The organism is Hypericibacter sp., assembly GCF_050729195.1.
GTDB lineage: Bacteria > Pseudomonadota > Alphaproteobacteria > Dongiales > Dongiaceae > Hypericibacter.
This window is the reverse complement of sequence record NZ_JBOHKS010000265.1, coordinates 1-22,774: the sequence shown is the minus strand read 5'-3', so window position 1 is coordinate 22,774 and position 22,774 is coordinate 1. Positions and strand designations below refer to the sequence as shown.

The 22,774-nt window shown below is 65.3% G+C and carries 21 protein-coding genes and 1 pseudogene; 18 read left to right on the top strand and 4 right to left on the bottom strand.

Annotation, left to right across the window (positions count from 1 at the left end; translation table 11 throughout):
* Positions 1–250 (top strand): annotated as a pseudogene (locus ACREE8_RS21550) (hypothetical protein); the annotation flags it as partial.
* Between the two features lie 9 nt (positions 251–259).
* On the opposite strand, the gene ACREE8_RS21545 reads toward ACREE8_RS21550, so the two are convergent.
* A complete protein-coding gene (locus ACREE8_RS21545; RefSeq protein ID WP_431575075.1) occupies positions 260–1,078 on the bottom strand; it encodes an ABC transporter permease in 819 nt (272 codons plus the stop codon).
* Positions 1,075–1,908, bottom strand: coding sequence for an ABC transporter permease (locus ACREE8_RS21540; RefSeq protein WP_431575074.1), 834 nt, complete (start codon positions 1,906–1,908; stop codon positions 1,075–1,077). The genes ACREE8_RS21545 and ACREE8_RS21540 overlap by 4 nt, the downstream gene beginning before the upstream one ends.
* A 285-nt stretch (positions 1,909–2,193) precedes the next feature.
* On the opposite strand from ACREE8_RS21540, the gene ACREE8_RS21535 reads away from it, so the two are divergent.
* The 5 genes from ACREE8_RS21535 to ACREE8_RS21515 all read left to right on the top strand — a co-directional run bounded on the left by ACREE8_RS21535 (position 2,194) and on the right by ACREE8_RS21515 (position 5,142).
* Positions 2,194–2,745, top strand: a complete 552-nt coding sequence (locus ACREE8_RS21535) for a regulatory protein RecX (RefSeq protein WP_431575073.1) — start codon at positions 2,194–2,196, stop codon at positions 2,743–2,745.
* Between the two features lie 193 nt (positions 2,746–2,938).
* Positions 2,939–3,439 (top strand): tetratricopeptide repeat protein, encoded by a 501-nt coding sequence (locus ACREE8_RS21530; RefSeq protein ID WP_431575072.1) that lies wholly within the window; start codon positions 2,939–2,941, stop codon positions 3,437–3,439.
* Positions 3,440–3,471: 32 nt separating this feature from the next.
* Complete coding sequence (locus ACREE8_RS21525) at positions 3,472–3,990, top strand: tetratricopeptide repeat protein (protein ID WP_431575071.1); 519 nt, start codon at positions 3,472–3,474, stop codon at positions 3,988–3,990.
* Between the two features lie 73 nt (positions 3,991–4,063).
* Positions 4,064–4,564, top strand: coding sequence for a tetratricopeptide repeat protein (locus ACREE8_RS21520; RefSeq protein ID WP_431575070.1), 501 nt, complete (start codon positions 4,064–4,066; stop codon positions 4,562–4,564).
* Between the two features lie 32 nt (positions 4,565–4,596).
* Positions 4,597–5,142, top strand: coding sequence for a tetratricopeptide repeat protein (locus ACREE8_RS21515; RefSeq protein WP_431575069.1), 546 nt, complete (start codon positions 4,597–4,599; stop codon positions 5,140–5,142).
* Positions 5,143–5,220: 78 nt separating this feature from the next.
* On the opposite strand, the gene ACREE8_RS21510 is transcribed toward ACREE8_RS21515, so the two are convergent.
* Positions 5,221–6,951, bottom strand: a complete 1,731-nt coding sequence (locus tag ACREE8_RS21510; RefSeq protein ID WP_431575068.1) for an adenylate/guanylate cyclase domain-containing protein — start codon at positions 6,949–6,951, stop codon at positions 5,221–5,223.
* A gap of 70 nt (positions 6,952–7,021) precedes the next feature.
* Between ACREE8_RS21510 and ACREE8_RS21505 the strand changes: the two genes are divergently transcribed.
* From ACREE8_RS21505 to ACREE8_RS21495, 3 genes are read left to right on the top strand one after another with little or no spacing between them, the layout of a single operon-like run.
* Complete coding sequence (locus tag ACREE8_RS21505; protein ID WP_431575067.1) at positions 7,022–8,257, top strand: diaminopropionate ammonia-lyase; 1,236 nt, start codon at positions 7,022–7,024, stop codon at positions 8,255–8,257.
* A gap of 18 nt (positions 8,258–8,275) precedes the next feature.
* Positions 8,276–8,605, top strand: coding sequence for a DUF1289 domain-containing protein (locus tag ACREE8_RS21500; protein ID WP_431575066.1), 330 nt, complete (start codon positions 8,276–8,278; stop codon positions 8,603–8,605).
* Positions 8,602–9,522: a DMT family transporter gene (locus tag ACREE8_RS21495; RefSeq protein WP_431575065.1), complete on the top strand. Its 921-nt coding sequence runs from the start codon at positions 8,602–8,604 to the stop codon at positions 9,520–9,522. The genes ACREE8_RS21500 and ACREE8_RS21495 overlap by 4 nt, the downstream gene beginning before the upstream one ends.
* A 106-nt stretch (positions 9,523–9,628) precedes the next feature.
* Here ACREE8_RS21495 and ACREE8_RS21490 read toward each other — a convergent pair whose 3' ends face one another.
* Positions 9,629–10,582 (bottom strand): helix-turn-helix domain-containing protein, encoded by a 954-nt coding sequence (locus ACREE8_RS21490; protein ID WP_431575064.1) that lies wholly within the window; start codon positions 10,580–10,582, stop codon positions 9,629–9,631.
* 296 nt (positions 10,583–10,878) lie between these two features.
* Between ACREE8_RS21490 and ACREE8_RS21485 the strand changes: the two genes are divergently transcribed.
* The 9 genes from ACREE8_RS21485 (at position 10,879) to bktB (ending at position 22,519) form a co-directional block, all read left to right on the top strand.
* Positions 10,879–11,853, top strand: a complete 975-nt coding sequence (locus ACREE8_RS21485) for an ABC transporter permease (protein WP_431575063.1) — start codon at positions 10,879–10,881, stop codon at positions 11,851–11,853.
* Positions 11,854–11,901: 48 nt separating this feature from the next.
* Entirely contained in the window at positions 11,902–12,894 is a 993-nt protein-coding gene (locus ACREE8_RS21480; RefSeq protein ID WP_431575062.1) for a sugar ABC transporter substrate-binding protein, read from the top strand.
* 91 nt (positions 12,895–12,985) lie between these two features.
* Positions 12,986–15,106: an ABC transporter permease gene (locus ACREE8_RS21475; protein ID WP_431575061.1), complete on the top strand. Its 2,121-nt coding sequence runs from the start codon at positions 12,986–12,988 to the stop codon at positions 15,104–15,106.
* Positions 15,103–16,197, top strand: a complete 1,095-nt coding sequence (locus tag ACREE8_RS21470; RefSeq protein WP_431575060.1) for a hypothetical protein — start codon at positions 15,103–15,105, stop codon at positions 16,195–16,197. Before ACREE8_RS21475 ends, ACREE8_RS21470 begins: the two co-directional genes overlap by 4 nt.
* On the top strand, positions 16,194–17,690 hold the full coding sequence (locus ACREE8_RS21465) for a sugar ABC transporter ATP-binding protein (RefSeq protein ID WP_431575059.1): 1,497 nt from the start codon (positions 16,194–16,196) through the stop codon (positions 17,688–17,690). Before ACREE8_RS21470 ends, ACREE8_RS21465 begins: the two co-directional genes overlap by 4 nt.
* Complete coding sequence (locus ACREE8_RS21460; protein ID WP_431575058.1) at positions 17,690–19,585, top strand: AMP-binding protein; 1,896 nt, start codon at positions 17,690–17,692, stop codon at positions 19,583–19,585. The genes ACREE8_RS21465 and ACREE8_RS21460 overlap by 1 nt, the downstream gene beginning before the upstream one ends.
* Before the next feature lie 3 nt (positions 19,586–19,588).
* Positions 19,589–20,368, top strand: a complete 780-nt coding sequence (locus tag ACREE8_RS21455) for an enoyl-CoA hydratase/isomerase family protein (RefSeq protein ID WP_431575057.1) — start codon at positions 19,589–19,591, stop codon at positions 20,366–20,368.
* 12 nt (positions 20,369–20,380) lie between these two features.
* Positions 20,381–21,271, top strand: a complete 891-nt coding sequence (locus ACREE8_RS21450; protein ID WP_431575056.1) for an SDR family NAD(P)-dependent oxidoreductase — start codon at positions 20,381–20,383, stop codon at positions 21,269–21,271.
* Positions 21,272–21,328: 57 nt separating this feature from the next.
* Complete coding sequence (bktB, locus tag ACREE8_RS21445) at positions 21,329–22,519, top strand: beta-ketothiolase BktB (protein WP_431575055.1); 1,191 nt, start codon at positions 21,329–21,331, stop codon at positions 22,517–22,519.
* Positions 22,520–22,774: the final 255 nt, after the last annotated feature.

The window sequence follows — 22,774 nt, the reverse complement described above, 5'->3', positions numbered from 1 at the left end:
GTCCCGATGGGACGAATATGCCATCGCCACCGACGCCATGTTCGAGAAGACCTCGAGCCGCCACGCGCCCTGGAACCTGGTGGCCAGCGATCATAAATGGTGGGCGCGGATCCGCGGGCTCGAGATCATCGTCAAGGGCCTGAGCGACGGCGTCGACCTGAAGCTGCCGCCCTGCGATCCCAAGCTCGCCAAGGCGATCCGCAGGATGGTGAGGAAGGCGAAGAAGGGCGGCCGGGCGTTGAAGCCCTGAGCCCGGGCGCTACGGCTTGACGCGATAGCCGCGCGCCATGAGGCGCCAGACGATGGCGCCGACCACCAGATTGCAGCCGATCAGCACCACAGCACCCAGCATCGGATCGCTCTCGCGCCAGCCGGTCAGGCCGCCGCGCACGCCGTCGAGCGCGTAATAGAACGGATTGAGCGACACCAGCCTCTGCCCGATCTCCGGCAGCACCGCCACGGGCAGGAACATGCCCGAGAAGAAGGAGGTCGGGATGAAGACGAAGGTGTGGGCCGCGGTGTAGTGGTCCCAGCGCGTCGACCACATGCCCACCAGCACGCCCAGAAAGCCGAACAGCAGCCCGCCGCCGACAGCGAAGAGCAGGATCGCCGGCAGATCGGTGAAGGCGTAGTGGGCGAAGGGCGCCAGGCAGAGCGCCACCACGAAGCCGATCACGAGCCCGGAGCTGGTGGCGGAGAAGGCATAGCCCAGCACCCGTTCCAGCGCCGACAAGGGCGGCATCAGCACGTCGGAGAGCGCGCCGGTATGCTTGTCATAGAGGATCGAGGCCGAGGTCGAGGAAAGCGCGCGCTCGGCCACGGCCATCATGATCAGCGCCGGCGCCACGAAATCGGCGAGCGAGATGCCGGGGACGTTCCAGCTCTGCCCGCTCAGCGCCAGCCGGAACACCGCGAAGAACAGCAGGCTGGTGACGACCGGCCCCAGCAGATTGTCGATATAGCCCTTGGCGAAGCGGCCGAACTCGCGCTGATGCAGCGACCAGAGCCCGAGCCAATTGACCCGGCCGAAATGCCGGGCCCGGGGCGCCGCGATCCGAACGCCCGCCGGCTTGGTCATGGCCGCAGCTTGTAGCCGATCGAGAACAGCCGGTGGATCAGGGCATAGAGCCCGACATTGGCGAGCGTCAGCACGATCAGGCCCGCGGTCAGCGACCCGTCGGCATGACCGATGAAGCCGTAGCGGAATCCGTCGATCATGTAGAAGAACGGATTGAAATGCGCGACCGTGTGCCAGACGCCCGGCAGCCGCTCGGCCGAATAGAAGGCGCCCGAGAGGAAGGAGAGCGGCGTGATCACGAAGTTGGTCACGGCCGCGATATGGTCGAACTTCTCCGACCAGAGCCCGCCGAGGATGCCCAGCAGCGACAGCATCAGGCAGGCCGCCACGGCATGGAACAGCACGAAGAAGAGGTCGTGGATATGCACCGGCACCAGCAGCGCGATCACGATCCCGACCGTGATGCCGACCGCGATCCCGCGCGTCAGCCCGCCCGCGGCCAGCGCGAAGGTCAGCTCGGCCGGGCTCAAGGGCGGCATCACCAGATCGACGATGTTGCCCTGGATCTTGGCGATCACCAGCGAGGAGGAGGTGTTGGCGAAGGCGTTCTGCACCATCGCCATCATGATCAGGCCGGGCCCGAGAAATTCCGCGAAGGAAACACCGCCGACATTCTGCACCGCACGGCCCAGCGCCAGGGTGAAGATCGCGAAGAACAGCAGGGTCGTGACCAGCGGCGCCAGGATGGTCTGGGTCGCCACCTTCGCGAAGCGGCGCACCTCCTTGAGATAGAGCGTCCAGAGCCCGACCCAATTGACCGGGCCGAAGCGGCGGACGTCGGGGGCGGGGCGGGCGGATGAAGAGGCGGATGACGTCGCGGGAGGGGTCATGGACAAGGATCAATGGAGGGCGCGAGAAGGTAGGCCCCGGCCCGCGTTGGAGCAAGCCTCGACGCCGCAGAACCGCCCCGGCATTCCTGCATGGGTGGCGACCTGCAAGCCCTGTCTAAAGCCCTGTGTTGAAAGGGGTAATTCCGGCACCAGAAGCCCTGCTGCCACCGGCACCGTCCCATGCGATGCTGCGCGGGCTTTACCCTTCCGGCCCCCCGCGAGACGCCCTTGTCCTCCCCCGGCGATTCCACCGAATCCGAGGCGCCCGCCGCGACGGCGGAGCCAATGACGGCCGCGGCCCTGCAGGAGGCGGCGCTCGATTATCTCGCGCGCTATGCGGCCTCGAGCACCCGGCTGCGCCGGGTGCTGGAGCGCCGCGTGCGGCGGCGCACCGCCGATCGCGACGCCCTCGAAGTCGCGCGCAAGACCATCGCCGAGGTGATCGCCAGACTGACCGCCCAGGGCCTTCTCGAAGACGGGCGCTATGCCTCGACCCGGGCCGAGAGCCTGACGCGGCAGGGCCGCTCGCGCCGTTGGATCGAGGCCAAGCTGTCCGCCGACGGCGTGGCCTCGCCCCTGATCCGCAACGCCCTGGAGGCGTTGCCCGGGAGCCGGGCACAGTCCGAGCTGGGCGCCGCGGTCGCCTTCGCCAAGCGGCGGCGCTTCGGTCCCTTCCGGACGCCGAAGCGGCGCAGCCGGGAGGAGTTGAAGGCGCTGGCAAACAAGGAGCTGGCGGCGCTGGCAAGAGCCGGTTTCGACCACCGGACGGCGCGGATCGTGCTGGATGCGAACTCGGCCGACACGCTGCTGGCGACGCTGGCCGAGGCACAAGATTGACATCCTATCGAGGATAGCCTGCGCGAACCCGATTACGGCTGTCACAGAAATCGGGCTTTCCACCCCCGATCACCGGCCATCACATGCCCGTGAGACAGGGGCTCCGTCGCGCGCGCGCCTCGCTTCCCCATTATAATGGCCGCGAACCCACCCCACCTCGACTGGATCGCGTCACGACAAGGGAGATACATCCATGCTCAAATTCACTCGTATCGCGCTGATCGCTGGCCCCGCCCTCGGGCTCGCCGTCGGCCTCGCCATGGCCCTGCCCGCGCCGTCCAGCTGGGCGATGGGCAGCTCCAGCGACAGCTCGAGCAGTTCCCCCGCCGTCACCGCAGACTATGCGACGGCGAAGAAACTGGTCGATGAGGGGAAATATCGGGATGCGATTCCGATCCTCGATCAGCTGGTGGCCAAGAATCCGGCCGATGCCGACGCCCTCAACGAGCTGGGTTTCAGCCATCGCAAGCTGGGCCATGAGCAGAAGGCCCTGACCTACTATCTCAAGGCGCTCTCGACCGAGCCCAATCATCTCGGCGCCAACGAATATCTGGGCGAGCTCTATCTCGAGATGAAGGACCTGCCTCACGCCGAAGAGCGGCTCGCCGTTCTGGAGAAGGTCTGCAACAACTGCGAGCAATATACCGAGCTCAAGGAGAAGATCGCCGACTACAAAGCGAAGCAGCAGAGCTGAACAGATCGCCACCGATCCAGGAGTATGATCCCATGTCCAATCTCCTTCGCACCACGACAGCCGCAGGTCTGATTCTCGGCCTCGCCATCGCCACGCCATCCCTCACAGCTTGGGCCGCGGGCAGTTCGAGCGGCACATCGAGCACCACCAGCACCTACAGCAGCAGCACCGCCACCGTCACCAGCCCGGCGCAGCAATATGCAGCCGCCAAGAAACTGGTGGATGCCCAGCAATATAACGAGGCAATTCCGCTTCTCAATCAGCTGGTCGCCGAGAATCCGGCCGACGCCGACGCCCTCAATTTGCTGGGCTTCAGCCATCGCAAGCTCGGCCACCAGAACAAGGCACTGGGCTATTACGAGAAAGCGCTCGCGACCATGCCCAATCATCTCGGCGCCAACGAATATCTGGGCGAGCTCTATCTCGAGATGAAGGACCTGCCCCACGCCGAGGAACGCCTCGCCGTGCTGCAGAAGGCCTGCACCAGCTGCGAGGAATATACCGAGCTCAAGGAGAAGATCGCCGACTACAAGGCGAAGCAGCAGAGCTGATCCCGGCTCTCATGGCCGGGCGGGGGCCGCCCTCCGGGGAGCGCGCCCTCGAAGCCGAAAGAGCGGTGAACCGATGCGCGGATCTGCTCGCATGGCCTTCCTGGCGGTCCCGGTTCTCGTTTCCGCCACGGCCCTGGCCTCGATGACGGCTGGGGCCGCCGGCGGGAACACCGACCATTCAGCCGCGACCTCGCCCACGCCCAGTATCGTCCAGGACGACTACGCCACAGCCAAGGGCCTCATCGATCGGGAGCGTTATCGCGACGCCATTCCGATCCTGGAGAAGCTGGTGGCGAAGAACCCCGCCGACACCGACGCGCTCAACGAACTGGGCTACAGCCACCGCGAGCTGGGCCGTGAGCAGAGGGCCCTGAACTACTATCTCCAGGCCCTCGCCATCGAGCCCGGGCATGTCGGCGCCAACGAATATCTGGGCGAGCTCCACCTCACCATGAAGGATCTGCCCAAGGCCGAGGAACGGCTCGCGGTCCTGCAGAAAGCCTGTGGAAATTGCGAGGAATATTCGGAACTTAAGGAAAAGATTGCAGACCACAGGACGAAGCAGCAGAGTTGAGCCATTGGCCACTTTGAATCGAGCGTGACCTGATGCTTGCCTCTGTTCGCTTCGCCGCCTGCGCCGGCCTGCTGCTGGGCGTCGGCCTTTTGCTGCCCCCCTCGGCCCAGGCGCAAGACCCGAACGCACCCGGTCTCAATCTGTCGAATCCCTATGCGAAGCCGAACACCGGCTCGCTCGGCTCGAGCCTCAACGAGACCGTGACCCCGCGAAACGAGCAATATGACGAAGCGCTCGCGCGCATGCAGTCCGGCGATTATAACGGCGCGATGCTGATCCTCAACAAGCTGATCGCGATGGACCCGATCGATGCGGATGCCCTCACCCAGCTGGGCTACTGCTATCAGAAGCAGAACCAGCCGGGGAAGGCGATGAGCTACTACAAAAAGGTCATCGGCATGAAACCCCAGCATCTGATCGCCAACGAATATGCCGGCGAGCTGCTGCTCGATTTGAAGAATCTCTCGGGCGCCGAAGAACGGCTCACCGTGCTGCAGGACGCCTGCGTGAGCTGCGACGAGTACAACCAGCTCAAGGCAAGAATCGACGCCTACAAATTGTCGGCATCGCAAGGTTAGCTGCAGCGCTCTTCGCTCTCGTCCTTTATCCCTTCCCCTTTACGGGAAGGGGGGTGAGTTTCTTCCCTTCGTTATCCCTCAACTCGCCGGTGCCGCGCCGGCCCGAACGCGCTGGCGCAGGACCTTTTCCGTCAGGCCGGTGAAGGGCGGCAGGGTCCGCGCGTCGGCGACCGCGAGCACGCGCAGCGGCTGGGTGCGGCCGCGCACCGCGATCTCATGCGGCGCGGCGTCGGGCAGCTCGAGGCCGGCGAGCTCCGCGACCGAGGCCGAGATCACGAGCTGGCAGGTGAACTCCTTGGTCAAGCCCTCGAGCCGGCTTGCCGTGTTGACCGAATCGCCGATGGCCGTCATCGAGGTGGCACGGCCATAGCCCATCTCGCCCACGATCGCCGGGCCGACATGGATGCCGATCCCGATGCGCAGCGGCTCGGGCAGGTCATGCTCGAGCACGCGATTGACCTCGTCCAGATTGACGGCCATGCGCCGTGCCGCCTCGAGCGAGAGGCGGCATCCCTCCTCGGGATTGCTGCCGACGCCGAACAGCGCCATCACGCCGTCGCCGATGAATTTGTCGAGATGGCCGCCCGCCTGCTCGACCGCCGTGCCCATGGCGCGGAAATAGCGGTTGAGCAGGAACACCACATCATAGGGCAGCTTGCGCTCGGCGAAGCGGGTGAAGGCGCGCAAGTCCGCGAACAGGATCGCGATCTCCTCCTCGTGACCCTGCAGATAGCCGGGACGCGCATGGGAATCGCGTGGGCTGGCGGAGGGCGGCAGCATCGGCAGGACCGAGACATTTACACGCGGACGAAGCTGGCAGGCGAGCCGGACACCGGGTTCCGCCGCCACGCGGTCGAGCACGCGGCGCTCCTCCGGCCCGGGCTCGGGCAGCGCGCCGTCGCTGGCGAGGATCCGCACCCGGCAGGTCGAGCAGCGACCGCGCCCGCCGCAGACGCTGGCATGGGGAATGCCGCCGATCCGGCTGGCCTCGAGCACACTCGTGCCCGGCTGGATCTCGACCTTGCGCCCGTCGGGGTAGGTCACCTGGATCGCGCGATGGCGAATGAACCAGGCCCGGAGCCAGCGTGCGACCAGCGTGGCCATGAGGAGGCCGGCGAAGAGCCAGAGCAGGCCGTCGCGAATGCCGTAGAGATGCGCGGCCTCTTCGGGCGTGGGGAAATGGATGATGGTCTTCGCCGCCGCCATCCAGTCCGGATCCTCGGCCAGCCGCGCCACCTCGCGGCCGCCTTCCACGAATCCCAGCAGAGCCAGCACCGGCAGCAGGAGCCCGACCGCGAAGAGATAGGCGGCGACCTTCGGGAACCAGGGCTTCAGCCGCAGCCAGAAATAGAGACCGATGCAGCCATGGGCCCAGGCGATGCCCGTGACCAGCGCCTGCTTCACCCCGTCGCTCGGCTGCCAGAGCCAGGTCACGAGCAGCTGATAGGCGTAATTGTCGTTGGTGCCGTAGAGCGCCTCGGCCAGCCGCGTGCCGATCACATGGGTGACGATCAAGGGCGGCACGGCGAGGCCCAGCAGCAGCTGCGCCGCCTCCCAGGGCGCCATGCGCAGCGAGCGGCGTTGATAGATCGCCCAATAGGCCAGGCCTTGATGGATGAAGATCGCCGCGTAGAGCAGCAGGGTCATCGGCCAGTTGCGCCAGAGCAGCAGGAACAGGCTGCGGCCCGCCTCCATCGCGTCGAGCGAGATCAGTCCGGCCGCGTGATTGAGGTAATGGGTCGTGAGATAGGCAAAGAGCGTCAGGCCGGTGACGAGCCGGACCCGTCGCACAATATCCTTTGCCTGCATGGGTCTTTTGCCTTTCGAGCGTGGCGCGGATGGTTTTCCCGACCCCGTGACTGTGATATTAGACGCGACCATGAGTCACTGGAAACCGGACCCTTTCGCCCATCGCGTGGGATTGAACCCGCGAGCCCTTCCCACCGACGCCTCCTACCCCGCCTCGCTGCTGCCGATCCTCGATCCGGCAGGCTTCCGCGCGGCGGCACAGGAGATCCGCGGATGGCCCGGCTACCGGCAAACCAACCTGCTGCCCCTGCCGGGCCTGGCCGCGGCACTGGGCTTGCGCGGCATCTGGTACAAGGATGAAGGTTCGCGCTTCGGGCTCGGCAGCTTCAAGGCGCTCGGCGGCGCCTATGCGGTCTATCGCGTCCTGGCCGCGGCTGTGAAGGCCGCGACCGGCAAGGAGCCGAGTTCTGCCGAACTGATGGCGGGCACGCACAAGGACATCGTCGGGGCGATCACGGTCGCGACCGCCACCGACGGCAATCATGGCCGCTCGGTCGCCTGGGGCGCCCAGCTGTTCGGCTGCCGCTGCATCGTCTATGTCCATGCCGAGGTGAGCGAAGGCCGCTGCGAAGCCATCGCGGGCTATGGCGCCGAGGTCCGGCGCGTCGAAGGCAATTACGATGACTCGGTGCATCAGGCCGCCGCCGATGCCAAGGCCAATGGCTGGGTCGTCGTCTCCGACACCTCCTATGACGGCTATATGGAGTTGCCGCGGACGGTGATGGAAGGCTATGGCCTGATCGGCATCGAGACGCTCGACGAGCTTCCGGCCGAAGCCCGGCCCACGCATCTCTTCATCCAGGGCGGCGTCGGCGGCCTTGCCGCCGCCACGACCGCGCTTCTGTGGCAGAAGCTCAACGGCGAGCGGCCGCAGGTGGTGGTGGTCGAGCCCGACGCCGCCGACTGCCTGTTCCAGAGTGCTGCCAACGGCAAGCCGACCAAGGTCGAGGGCGATCTCGACACGCTGATGGCGGGTCTGGCCGCGGGCGAGGTCTCGCTGCTGGCCTGGGATATCCTCAATCTCGGCGCCAATGCCTTCGTCACCGTGCCGGACGAGGCGGCGATCTCGGCGATGCGTGCGCTTGCCGAAGGGATCGGCGGCGATCCGCCGATCGTCGGCGGCGAGTCCGGTGTCGGTGGGCTCGCGGGTTTGTTCGCGGCCGCCAGCGATCCGAAGACGGCGCAGACCTTGTCGCTGGGGCCGCTCTCCTGCGTTCTCATCATCGGCAGCGAAGGCGATACCGATCCGGTGGTCTATGAGCGGCTGGTCGGCCGCAGCGGCGCCGAAGTCCGCACCGAAGCGTGAGCGGAAGGCGTCAGCGCCATGGATGATCTGAGGGCCCGCCGCATTCTCGACCGCGAGCGCCGCCGGGCGGAACGGCTCAAGTCGCTGGCCGAGGGCCCGGCGAGCCCCTGCATCGGCATCTGCCGCATCGACGATCGCACCGGCTGGTGTATCGGCTGCTATCGCAATATCGACGAGATCCGCGAGTGGATGATCACGCCACCGGCCGAGCGCCATCGCATGCTGGAAGAGCTGAAACAGCGCCGCATGACGCAGCCGCCGGCCCAGGCGCAAGGCGCGGCCTCCGGCCATAGCCATGGCGGGACCGCGAAAGTGGGAGACAAGGCTCCGCCGGAAAGCTCGACGTGAGCGCACCGCTCACCAAGCGCAACGGCATGCTGATCCTGGTGCCCCTGACGCTGTGCTGGGGGGCCAACTGGCCGGCGATGCATTTCGCGCTCGATGAGATTCCGATCTGGACCTTCCGCACCCTCTGCCTGGTGCTGGGCGGCGCGGGTCTGCTCGCGATCGCGGCCGCCAGCGGCGCCTCGCTACGGGTTCCCCGGCGCGAGCTCCGGCCGCTCCTGATCTGCAGCTTCTTCAACATCACCGCCTGGCATCTGCTCTCGGCCGCGGGGCTGCAATTGATGCCGCCAGGGCGCGCCTCGATCATCGCCTTCACCATGCCGCTCTGGGCCGGGCTCATCGCCTGGCCGGTCCTGAGCGAGCGTCCGACGCGGCGTAACCTGATGGGGCTGGGGCTGGGCCTCGCCGGCATCGCGGCCTTGATCGTTCCCGAATGGGAGAGCGTCGTGGCGTCGCCCTACGGCGTCCCGCTCATGATCGGCGCCGCGATCTCCTGGGCCGCGGGAACGGTCGGAGTCAAATATTGGCGCTGGTCGATGCCGACGGTGGTCGTCACCGGCTGGCAGGTCCTTCTGGGCGGCATTCCGATCGCGATCGGCATGCCGGTCTTCGAGGGCGGCTATGATTTCGCCAATGTCGATTGGCGCGGCTGGCTGGGGCTGGCCTACACCGTCCTGGTCGCGATGCTGTTCTGCCAATGGGCCTACTTCAAGGTGGTCGCCACCTTCCCCGCCCAGCTCGCATCGATCAGCGTTCTCGCCATTCCCATCGTCGGCGTCGCCAGCAGCAGCCTGCTCACCGGCGAGGCGATCGGCGTCGACGTCGTGGTCGCGCTGGTTTGCGTCCTGTCGGGCCTGGGACTGGTGCTGTTCCAGCCGTCGAAGCGATCGGTGGCGGCACCAGCCCGCGCGCAGGGGTGAGGCGATCTGGCTTTTTTTGTCCCCTCCCCCGAAAACGGAGGAGGGGATTAGAGGGTGCAGCCGCTACGTCTTTCCCTCTGGCACCGCCACAGCGTCTCGCCAAGAATCAGACCGAATTCGAACGCTTCACATCCGATGGCCTCACGCCGAACTTCCGGCGGAACGCGGTGCTGAAGTGGGATGAGCTGTTGAAGCCGACGCTGTAGGCAATCTCCGTCAGCGTGTGCGCGTCATGGTTGCTGTTGAGCAGCATGTCATAGCTGCGCTCCAGCCGCCGGTTCCAGACCCAGTGGGAAACGGATATTCCCTCGAGCGTGAAGAGCGAGTGGAGATAGCGCAGAGAGATCGCGTTGCCCTTGGCGATCGCCTCGAGCGACAAGTCGGGCTCGCAGAGATGATCCTCGATCCATGCCTTGACGGAACGAAGCCGCGCCTTCTGCACGGCCTGATCCGACAGCGGCTCTTCGCCCCGGACCGAATCGAAGGCCAGCGCCAGGACGTCCATCAACTCGTCACCCAGGCGCGCGCGGATGGAGGCGTCGAGCGAGGCCCCCTGGGACGCCAGCATCGAGCAGAATTCGACCGCGATCCGGCCCAGGCCCTGGCCGGTGCTCAAGGTCGCCGAGAGCGGGACTCTATCCTTGGCAAAGCGTGAGGCGAAATCTTCTCGCGGTATTTCGAGATAGTAGGATCGAATCTTGCCCTGACACTGAAGATCGTAGGGCTCGGATGCGCAGAACAGCGCGCCGGTTCCGGCATTTGTCGAGAGCGTCGCGCCCGACTGGAGAACATTGATGTTGCCGGTCTGGATGAATTGAACGTAGTAGCAATCCTTGTCGAGCTTCGCCAGATGCGAGCGCCGCCTCGATATCTGCTGATGCGACAGCAGGATGTCGGTCACCGTGACGGCGCCGAACTGCGCAGCGCGGATGAAGCCGTCATAGTCGGATTGGTCTTCGGCGTGGACATCGACATGGACATACACGTCGCAGATCGCGTCGCGCCAAGCCGCGTAGCGCTTGGCCTGCGCCAAGCTCTCTGTCGAGAAGATCAGATCCACCGTAGCCCTCCCTGGTCTGTCGAGGGCCCATCTCCCCGAGCGATGCCGATGGCCATGGCAGGATCGAAGTGACGGACTCCGGGGGGCTTTTTTAGGTTTTTAGTCCCCCCAGCCGCATATTGTTGGCCTTTCCCTTTGGAGCGGCAATAAAAACTTCGAGTGCACAACCAAGCAAGAGTCTTGCGCTCAGGGGCAAGATTCCTCTTTTCAACCAGTGGTACTCCGCCAATCACGGCAAATGGCCGCCAGACGCCATAGACCCGTGACCCGACAGACCATCGGGCGGAGGAACATCCATGTTTCGCGTCTTCAACCTGACGCAGGAGCGCATCGTCTTCCTGTTCGCGCTTGCGTTGCTGGTGGCGTTTGCCGCCTTTCTTCCCGGCTTCTCCAAGGCGGACAACCTTCTCTCGCTCGTTCGCAGTGTCTCGGTGCTGGGCATCCTTGGGGTCGCGATGGCTCTTGTCGTAATCGGCAGGGGCATTGACCTATCTCTCGTCTCCCTCATGGCCATGTCGCTGGCCTGGTCCCTCCAGCTCGTCACGAACGGCATGCCGCTGGCGGGCGGGCTCGCCCTGGGGCTGGCCATGTCCCTGGTCTTCGGGGTCATCACCGGCTTCCTCATCGCCTATATCGAGATCCCCGCCATTTTCGCCACGCTGGCGATGGGCATCCTGATCTACGGCTTCGGCCGGCTCTTCCTCATCGATCTCGACGTCGTCTATCTGCCCGACGCGGCGCATTCGATTGTCTGGATCGGCGCCGGGAACATCGAAGGCATCCCGATTCCCGTGATCGTCTTCGCCCTCGTCTGCGCGGTCGCCGCCCTGTTTCTCCGCTACATCAAGTCGGGCCGCTTCATCCGCGCGATCGGCGACAATCCGCTGACCGCGCGGATCACCGGACTGCCGGTGCGTCCGATCGTCGTGATGCAGTATGCGCTTTCCGCCCTGGTGGGATTTCTCGCGGGGCTCGTCACGGTGACGTCGGTCGCCAGCATGAACACGCGCATCGCCATCTCGACATTCGTCTACGACATCATCCTGGTCGTGGTGCTGGGCGGGATCGGCCTCTCGGGCGGCCGCGGCGGAATCCGGAACGTCATCGTCGGCACGCTCCTCATCGGCATCCTGATCAACGGGATGACGATCATGAACATCCAATACACCGTCCAGAACGTGATCAAGAGCGTCATCCTGCTCGCCGCGATCGTCGCCGATACCATCATCAATCCGCGCGACGAGCAGACGGCTCAACAAGGCGACATCTGACAAGGCAACGACAAACAAACAACAAGCAGTCCACCAGGGAGAAAAACCATGAGAAGCATGAAGGCATTGCTGCTGGCGGCAGCGATCGGGTTCGTCGGCACCACGGCGCAGGCCGAGGGTATCGACGATCCGGCGCGCGCCTCCTACTACGACGCATTCAAGGGCAAGACGGTCGCCTACGTCCCCGTCGCGATGGGCTTCGACCTGACCGAGGGTTGGGCTGCCGGCCTCCGTCAGTATCTCGAGCCCCTGGGCATCAAATTCGAGGTCCGCGATCCGAACTGGAGCACCGACGCCGGCGCACAGGCCATCACCTCGCTGATCGAGGAGAAGCCGGACGTCATCGTCGTCCATAATCCCGACGTCCAGTCCTATGCGAAGCTCCTGAAGAAGGCCGAGCAGGCGGGCATCTATGTCGTCCAGGTCAATATGCGGTCGAGCTATTCGACCGACGCCTTCATCGGCGCCGACTATGTCGGCATGGGCGAGTATCTCGGCAACCGCCTGGTGGAAAAGTGCTCGCCGGCCAATGGCGGCAGCGGGAAGGTCTCGATCACGCAAGGCGTGCTGACGGCAGCGGCGAGCGCTTACCAGATGAAGGGAATCGACAACGTCCTGTCCAAGCATCCCGAGATCAAGGTCGTGTCGAACCAGGCCGCCGACTGGGATGCCACGAAAGCCCGCACCATCATGGCGACCGCCCTGCAGCAGAACCCCGACCTTTGCGGCGCCGTCGGGTTCTGGGACGTGATGGATGTCGGGACCGCCTCCGCCATCAAGGAGGCCGGCAAGAACGTCTATCTGATCACGCAGGGCGGCGGCAACCAGGCGGCTTGCGACAATCTGGAGAAGGGCCTCTTCAGCGAGATCGTCGTCTATCACGTGCCGAGCCAGGCACGCGACATGGCCGACATGATCAAGAGCCTGCTGCAGAACAAGCCGAAGCCGGGCGAGACGCATACGACGCTGTTCACCCCGCTCACGATCCTGACCAAGGACACGATGAAGCCCGGCTCCTGCTGGACGCTCGACGCAAAATAGCGACCTCGCCCGATAGTTGCCGGCGGCGGTCCGTCGAGAACAGGACCCCGCCGGCCGCTGCGGCCCGCACTGTTTTCCTTCGAGCGTGAAGATGTCCCTCGCAGAGACCGCCACATACTGGCGTTACAAGCTGATCCCCGACCACGTCGTCGGCGAGATTCTCGCCAAGCGCTGGATCGACAACGCCATCCCGTTCTTCGTCCTGATCGTCGTGGTCGCCGGCTTCAGCTATCTGATGCCGGGCTTCTTCAGCTTGGGCGGTCTCACCACGCTGACGCGGCAATTGGGCGAGTTCGGGCTCGTCGTGATCGCGATGACGATCGTCATGCTGGCCGGCGGCATCGATCTGAGCGTCGGCTCGACCTTCGCACTCGCCAACATCACGGCCCTGGCGCTCCTGAACGTCTATGAGCTGCCGCTCGGGGCGGCGTTCATTCTGACCCTGGGCGCCGGCGCCCTGGTCGGGCTCGTGAACGGCATCCTGGTGGGCTATCTGCGTCTGCGCGCCTTCCTGACGACGCTCGTCACGCTGATCATCGTCCGCGCGGTCGTGGACATGCTGCTGCTCCAGCTGGCCGTGCGGATCTCCGGGGGGGTCGTCGATTCCGATCTGTGGGACTATCTCGGCGACGGAACGGTCCTCGACATACCGTTCAGCTTCGCGCTCTTCATCGTGATCGCGCTCCTCACCCATATCGTGCTCAGCCGGACCCGACCTGGCTGGCAGCTCATGGCCGTGGGCGGCATGCGCCGCTCCGCCTACAATGTCGGCATACCGGTGCGGCGCACGATCTGTCTCGCCTATGTCGCCTCGGGCACGCTGGTGGCGCTCGCCGGCTTCCTGTTCGCGGCGAGGCTCGGCGGCGCCGGCTCCGATACCGGCCTCGGCATGGAGATCACGGCCCTGACCGCGGCGGTCCTGGGCGGAAACAGCCTCGGCGGCGGGCGCGGCTCCGTGGCCAAGGCCGTGTTCGGCGCCATCATCATCATGATCCTCATCAACGGGCTCGTGCGGCTGGGGGTCCCCAGCGGCGCCAGCTCGCTCGTCCAGGGGCTCATCCTGCTGGTCGCGGTCGCGATCGATGTGCGCTGGCTCAAGAACCGCCACAAGGTGCTGGCCAAGGTCTATGTCTCGCCGACCTATCAGAGCCTGCCCGCGACCCTGGGCACGGAGCGGAACTCCTCCTCGCCCTATGCGCTGAACGACAAGCTGCGCGACGTGTCCCTGATTGGCCTCGGCGAGATCGACGGTCCGGAGGACGTCATCCTCGACGAGGAGGATCACATCTATGCGGGCACCCGCACCGGCGACATCGTCCGTTTTTTCGCGCCCGACTATCGCCGCCAGGAGGTGTTCGCCCATGTCGGCGGGCGGCCCCTCGGCCTGGCTTTCGCCAAGGACGGCGCGCTTCTCTGCTGCATCGGCGGCATGGGGCTCTATCGCATCGGCAAGGATCGCCAGGTCACCAAATTGACGGACGAGACCAGCCGGACGCGGTTCTCGGTCATCGACGATTCGCGCCTGAAGCTGGCCGACGATCTCGACATCGCGCCGGACGGGCGCGTCTTCTTCAGCGAAGCGACGATCCGCTACGAGATGCATGAATGGGCGGTGGATTGCCTCGAATCGCGGGGCAACGGCCGGATCGTCTGCTACGACCCGGACAGCAACACCACGCGCACCGTGCTGCGCAACCTGATCTTCCCGAACGGGATCTGCATGACGCATGACGGCGTCTCCTTCCTGTTCGCCGAGAGCTGGGGATGCCGGGTGAGCCGGTACTATTTCGACGGTCCGAAGGCCGGCATGGTCGAGACCGTGATCCCCAACCTCCCCGGCTATCCCGACAACATCAATCGCGCGTCGGACGGCACCTATTGGCTGGCGCTCGTGGGCATACGCACGCCCTCCCTCGATCTGGCGCTGAAGATGCCGGGCTTCCGCCGGCGGATGGCGCGCCGGGTGGCGCCCGACGAATGGCTGTTCCCGAACATCAACACGGGCTGCATCATCCGCTTCGACGAGAAGGGGCAGATCCTGGACGTGATGTGGGATCTCGGCGGCGAGAACCATCCGATGATCACCTCGATGCGGGAGCATAAAGGGCATCTCTATATCGGCGGCATCCTCAACAACCGCATCGGCAGGCTGCCGCTCAAGGGGTTCGACCCGAGCTGGACGGGACCCGCATCCTACTGGGGACGGGGATGAACCTCGGCTTCACCCGGATCCTGGATGCCGTCCTGGGACGCGGCGAGAGCGCCATCACGGTCCCTGCCCTCGATGGCGCGTTCCGGCCGAACCGCAAGCTGGATGAAGCCGCCCAGCGCATCGCCATCGACCATCCAAGCGCGATCATTGCCAGCTCCGGCGGCCTCCTGGTCGCCAGCGCCGACGAAATCCGGCGGCTCGACACCGGCGGCTCCTGGTCGCTGGTCCACAAAGCCGAGGCGGCCGTCTCCTGCCTGGGCGAGATCGGAGGCGGCATTGCCGTCGGGCTGGAGAACGGCGCCGTAACCATCGTTGGCGGCCGATTTGACGGCGCAAGGTTCGACCCTGAGCCCGAAGCGCGCTGCCCGGTCGCGATCGCGGGAGCCGAGGACAACCTCTATGTCTGCCACGGCTCGGCGTCGAACAGCCCATCAGGATGGCAGCGGGATCTCATGGAGCGCAATGCGTCGGGCTCCCTCTGGCATCTGGAGTCCGCTTCGGGAAACCGGCGGCGGATCGCCGACCGCCTGGCGTTCCCCGCCGGCATCGCCGCCGACCGAGAGACGCTGATCGTCTCCGAAAGCTGGAGGCACCGCGTCATCCGCCTGGATCGATCGACGGGAACGTTGCGCGACGTGCCGTTGGGCGACCTTCCGGGATATCCCGGCCGGATCGCCCATGACGGCAGGCAGGGTTACCTGCTGTCGGTCTTCGCGCCGCGCAGCCAGCTCGTCGAGTTCATCCTGCGCGAGCCCGCCTACAAGCGGCATATGCTGGCCGAGGTCGAGCCCCGCTACTGGGTGGCACCGACCTATCGGGCCGGCCAGTCCTTCTACGAGCCAATGCAGGGCGGCGGCGTCAAGCATCTGGGCATATTGAAGCCCTGGGCGCCGACCCTCTCGTTCGGGATGGTCGTCCGGATGGACGAGAATTGCCTTCCCCTCGAGAGCTTCCAGAGCCGCGCCGATGGCGCGACCCATGGCATCGTGGGCGCGGTCCCGCACGACGACAGCCTCTATGTGGCATCGAGAGGGAATGGCGTCGTTGTCAGGCTGGAGGCTTCATCCGGCAACCGGTCGGTCAGACCATGACGGTCATTCTCGAGCTCCGGGATGCGACGAAGGAGTATCGCGGCGTTCCCGCGATCAAGAACGTCACCTTCACGCTGGAGCGCGGAGAGGTGCATGCGCTTCTCGGCGAGAACGGCGCCGGCAAATCGACGCTGACCAAGATGCTGGCGGGCGTGGTCCCGCCGACCTCGGGCCAGATCCTGTTCGCCGGCAAGCCCGTCGAGCTGACAAGCCCCGCGGACGCCCTCAAGAAGGGCATCGCGATGGTCTATCAGGAGACGAGCCTGGTTCCCTCCCTCACCGTGGCCCAGAACCTTTATCTGGGGGATGCGCGCTGGTTCAACCGTCTTCGCGGGATCTACATCGCCGCGCAGCAGTTCCTGCAGTCCCTGAACTTCCCCGTCGATCCGACGGCGCTGGTCTCCAGCCTGGGTGCGGGACAGAAGCAGATGGTCGAAATCGCCCGGGCCGTCCATCACAAGGCGCGGGTGATCGTCTTCGATGAGCCCACCGGAACATTGACGCCCGAGGAGAAGCACCACTTCTTTGCCCTGGTCAAGCGCCTCCAGGGCCGCGATGTCTCGATCATCTTCATATCCCACGCCGTCGAGGAGGCGCTGCAGATCTCCGACCGCATCACGATATTGCGGGACGGCGAGCATGTCGTCACGGATGCGACGTCCAGCTTCGACCGCGGCCGGATCGTCAGGTCGATGGTGGGGAGGACGCTTTCGGAAGAGCTTTACGGCAAGACCGGCCAGAGACGGATCCGGCCCGCCGGCCGCAAGATCCTGAGCGTCCAGAACCTGTCGATGGGCACCCTGGTCCGCAACAATACCTTCTCCGTCTTCGCCGGCCAGATCACGGGCGTCTTCGGGCTCATCGGCTCGGGCCGCACGGAAACCGCGAAAGTGGTGGCCGGCGTCATGAAGCGCGACTTCTTTCATGGCGGCCAGGTGCGGCTCGAGGGACGCCCCGTCCGGTACCGGGTGCCGGGGCCGGCCGTGCGCGACGGCATCCTCTATGTGACCGAGGATCGCAAGCTCGAAGGTTTCTTCGAAACCATGTCGATCGCAGAGAACATCTATATGGGTGCGGTCGCGGCACGCCAAAGTCGATCGCGAATCGTCAGCGTTTCGGAAATGAAGGCGCTCGCCGACGAGTGGACCAAGGCGCTCAGCATCCGGGTCATCAACGCCGATGCCCGCGCGATCGAGCTTTCGGGCGGCAACCAGCAGAAGGTGGTCGTTGCGAAAGCGCTGGTCCAGAAGCCCAAGCTGATCATTTTCGACGAGCCGACGCGAGGGGTCGACGTGGGCGCAATCGCCGAGATTCATCAGCTCATCAACAAGCTGGCGGATCAGGGCCCGGCGGTGATGGTCATCTCGTCCTATTTGCCGGAAATCCTCCATCTCTCCGATCGGATATTGGTGTCGAGGCAGGGCCGCATCGTCGAAGAGTTCACGGTGGCGGAAGCCGACGAGGAGACGATCATGTATGCGGCGGTGCATTGATGTCGCCGGACACGACCTCCCCGAAGACGACAAGGGCGACCCGCGAAGTCCTCTCGATCGCGGATATCGAGGCGCTGGAAGCCCTGCCTTACGACGAGCTGATCCCGGCCCGCACGCTGCTCGATCTGCTGCGCGCGACGGCGGCGCTGCATCCCGATCGGCCCGCCCTGACCACGATTCCGCCGGGGGGATATGCCGGCCGCTCGCTGACCCTCTCGCATCGGGATCTCCATCGGCGCGTCCTCCGGGCGGCGAACCTCTTTCGCGCCCTTGCCGGCGGACAGGATGGCGGCACCGTCGCGTTCCTCGGGCCCGTCGTCGATGGCATGATGGAGACCTTCCTCGGCGCCCAGATCGCGGGCGTCGCCAGCACGATCAACTATCTGCTGAACGCCGAGGTCATCGCCGATCTGCTGGTCGCGGAGAACGCGACCGTCCTGGTCCTGTCGCCTCCCGACGCCGATGCGGCGATCTGGGAGAAGGCGCAGGCCGTCATCGAACGGACGCCCTCGCTGCGGCAGGTCGTGGTGCTGGGCCGGGCGGGAGCCGGCGGCCGATCGATGATCGAGTTTGCCGAGGCGGCAGGCCGGCACCGGGATGACGCGCTGGAATTCGAGGCGCAGGCTTCCCGGGAGACGGTCTGCGCGCTCTTCCATACCGGCGGCACGACGGGACGGCCCAAGCTCGTGCGCCTCACCCATGGCAACCAGATCCACGCGGCCTGGAGCTTCGCCCAGGTTCACGGCTTCGACGAGACCGACGCCGTGATCGACGGGTTCCCGCTGTTCCATGTGGGCGGCACCATCACCAGCGGTCTTTCGGTCCTGGCCGCCGGCGGCCATATCGTCATTCCCTCCCCCTACGGCCTGAGGGACCGGGAGGCGATCCGCAGCTATTGGAAGATCGTCGAGGCCTTCCGCATCACGATCGTCGGCGGCGTGCCGACCTCGATCGCGACGCTCACGGACACACCGACCGCGGGCGCCGACATCTCCTCCGTGCGGATGGGCGTGACGGGCGGGGCGGTCTGCCCCAAGGCCGTGAGCGAACGCTTCGTCGAGCAGACGGGTATCCGGCTCTACGAAACCTACGGCATGACCGAGACGGCGGCGGCGATCGCCTTCAACCCAGGCCGGGGGACGCCGCTCCAAGGGAGCGTGGGGTTCCGCGCGCCCTTCGCCCAGACCCGGATCGCCAGCCTCGATCCCAGCCATCGCGGCGCGAACTGCCCACCCCTGACGAGCGGCCTGGTGCTGGTCAAGGGACCCCAGGTCTTTCCCGGCTATGTCGACCCCAAGCATAATCAAGGCGCTTGGAGCCCGGATGGCTGGCTCATCACCGGCGATGTCGGCTATCTGACCGCGGATCAGAGGCTGGTCCTGACGGGCCGGGAGAAGGACCTCATCGTCCGCAGCGGCCACAACATCAATCCCGCCGATATCGAGGACGTGGCCAACGAGTTTCCCGGCGTTCAGATCAGCGCCGCGGTCGGGATGCCGGACGCCTATGCGGGCGAGGTGCCCGTTCTCTTCGCCGTGCCGGCGCCGGGCGCCCGGCTCGATGCCGGCCAGCTTCAGCGCTATTTGGAGACGCATGTCGCCGAACCGCCGGCGAAGCCCCGGCGCGTCTTCCTGATCGACGCCCTGCCGATGACGGCCGTCGGCAAAATCACCAAAGGCGACCTCAGAGATCGTGCCATCATCGAGAAGGTGCGGATGGAAGCCGAGCGGATTTTCGGCGCTTCCCTCATCCCCAACGTTAGCGTCGCCAGAGATGAAAAGCTGAACACCGTCGTGCGGGTCGAGATCCAGACAGCCGACGCCCATTCCCTCCAGAAACTGAAGGCGGCGCTGGAGCCCCTGCCGCAGCGCTACACCGTCACAGCCCGGTCCTGAAACATGACGTCGAACCCTGTCACCCTGAGCCGCTCCGGCCATGTCGCCCTCATCACGCTCAATCGTCCGGCATCGCTGAACGCCATGTCCGACGAAGCCGTCGGTGGCCTCGACAGAGTCCTGGACGAATTGGCGGCGGATAGCTCCATGCGGGCGGCCATCGTTACCGGCGCCGGCAAAGCGTTCTCAGCCGGTGGAGACCTTCTCCAGTTCGGCCGGAAGCTCGACGAGGATCCGAAATCGCTCCTGGCCACCCTGAAATACAATCAGGGAGTCCTCAACAAGGTGGAGCAGCTGCCCTTCCCCGTCATCGCGGCGGTCAATGGCGTCGCGGTCGCTGGCGGATTGGAGCTCGTCCTGTGCTGCGATATCGTATTGGCGTCCGACCAGGCGATGATCGGCGATGGTCATGCGAAATATGCGATCGTTCCGGCCGCCGGTTCTACGGTTCGTCTGTTTACCAAGATGGCCGCCAACCGGGCCCTGCATCTGCTCTACAGCGCGGAGCTGTTCCCGGCCGCCAAGCTACTGGAATGGGGATTGGTGAACGAGGTTGTCGCCGCCGACCGGTTGCTCGACAGGGCCAAGGAAATCGCGGAGCTTTACAGTCGGCAGAGCCCGCAGGTCCTGAGGCATATGAAAGCCCTGGCTCGGGCTCCGTTCGAGGCCCGCATCAAGGAAGGGCTGCGGCTGGAGCTGGAGGCCTTCCAGACGCATCTCGAGAGCCGTGATCTGGCGGAGGGTCTCAAGGCCTTTCGAGAGAAGCGGAAACCCAGCTACTAGAAGAGAGCATCGATGGAAATTCGCTTTGACGGCCAGGTCGCGATCGTAACGGGAGCCGGTCGAGGTCTGGGCCGGAGTCACGCGCTCGGCCTGGCCGCGCGCGGCGCGAAGGTCGCCATTGTCGATTTCGACCCTGCCGCCGACGGAGCGCCGCCCGCTGCATCGGAAGTCTGCAGAGAGATTCGCGCGCGCGGCGGCGAGGCAATTGCGGTGGGAGCCAACGTCGCGAATTTGGGCTCCGTGCAAGATATGGTCGACCAGGTTCTCGCCCGCTGGGGACGTGTGGATGTCCTGGTCAACAATGCCGGCATATTGCGCGACAAGACCTTCACCAGAATGGACTTGGCCGATTTCCGTCTCGTGCTCGATGTGCATGTGATGGGGACCGTCAATTGCACCAAAGCGGTGTGGGACGGGATGCGCGACCGGAAATATGGCCGCATCGTCCTGACGGCGTCGTCTTCCGGCCTCTATGGGAACTTTGGACAATCCAACTATGGAACCGCAAAAGCGGCCATGGTCGGCCTGATGAACGTTCTTCATCTCGAAGGAGAGAAGCACGACATCCGTATCAACATCCTTTTGCCGACCGCCGCCACCAGCATGACGGAAGGCCTGTTCCCCGAGGCGGTTGCCGGGTTGGCGACGCCCGAGTCGATCACGCCGGGCCTGTTGTTCCTGGTTTCCGAGAATGCGCCGTCTCGTGTGATGCTCTGCGCCGGAGCGGGATCGTTCGCGAGAACCCTGATTACGGAGACGGTTGGCGTTCATTTTTCTGAGGCGGATCGCACCCCGGAGAACATCGCGGCCGCGTTCGACAAGATCTCCGATCCGACCGGCGCGGTCAGCCTCACGACGGCGTTCCAGCAGACTGACAAACTTGTCGCGCTGGCTCGTCGATAGTAGTCGCCGAACCAGAGACCGATCAGCCACGCCCATCACCACCCAGCAGGTGCGCCCATGAATTCCGATCGCGACGTTGTCTTTACTGGCGCCGTAAGAACGGCTATCGGCACATTTGGCGGGTCCCTGGCTGCCGTGCCGCCCACGGAACTGGGGGCGCGTGTCATCCGCGAAGCCGTGACACGCAGTGGAATCGAGCCTGAAGAGGTCGGCCATGTCGTCTTCGGCCAGGTGATCCATACCGAGCCCAAAGACATGTATCTCGCACGTGTTGCCGCGATGGGCGCCGATATCCCCAAGGAAGTGCCGGCCATGACCCTTAACCGGTTATGCGGAAGCGGCCTTCAGGCAATCGTCAGCGCCGCCCAGTTGATCAGGCTCGGCGACGCCGACATCGCGGTTGCCGGCGGTGCCGAGAGCATGAGCCGCGCACCCCATGTCGTGCCGGATGCGCGCTTCGGCAAGCGCCTCGGCAATGCGGCCATGATCGACATGCTGACCTCCGCGCTGACCGATCCCTTCGGCAACGGGCATATGGGCGTCACCGCCGAGAACGTGGCGGCGGATGCGCATATCAGTCGCGAACAGCAGGATGCCCTTGCGCTCAACAGCCATCGACGGGCCGTAAGAGCGCTCGACGAGGGACGGTTCCGTGATCAGGTCCTTCCGATCGAGGTGACGGTCGGAAGGGATAAACGCGAATTTTCCCGTGACGAGCATGCTCGCTCCGACGCTTCGGCGGTCAATCTGGCGAAGCTCCGGACCGTCTTCAAGGAAGGGGGGACCGTCACCGCCGGCAACGCCTCCGGGATCAACGACGGCGCGGCGGCTTTGACATTGATGACGAGATCGGAAGCGATCAAACGCGGCATCCGCCCCTTGGGGCGCCTGGTGGGGTATGCCCATGCCGGCGTCGATCCCAGCCGCATGGGCATTGGGCCTGTCCCCGCCGTCAAAGCCGCGCTCTCGAAGGCGGGCCTGTCCGTGTCGCAGATGGATGTCATCGAATCCAACGAGGCCTTCGCCGCGCAAGCCTGCGCGGTCGCCAAGGAACTCGGTTTCCCCGACGACAGAACCAATCCGAATGGCGGCGCGATCGCCCTCGGGCATCCCGTCGGGGCGACGGGCGCCATCATCATGGTCAAGCTGCTCTACGAATTGCAGCGGATCAACGGCCGCTATGGCTTGGCGACGATGTGTATCGGCGGGGGCCAGGGTATCGCGGCGATCGTGGAACGCGAGGCATAGCCGCGGTCAGTGCGAAGGGCTGAAGACTAACAGGATCTAATCCCCTCCCCCCTTGAGGGGGAGGGTTAGGGAGGGGGCAAATGCGATGTCAACGGCGAAGGATCCCCCTCCCTCGCCCTCCCCCGCTTGCGGCTAGGGCATATACACATCTTTGACGTCGCAGAAATCGAATCTGGATCAACGGCTTACAACCAGTCCGATGCCGGCTCTATGCAAACGGACTCAGACGTCCTCTTCACACGCGCTTTGAAATGA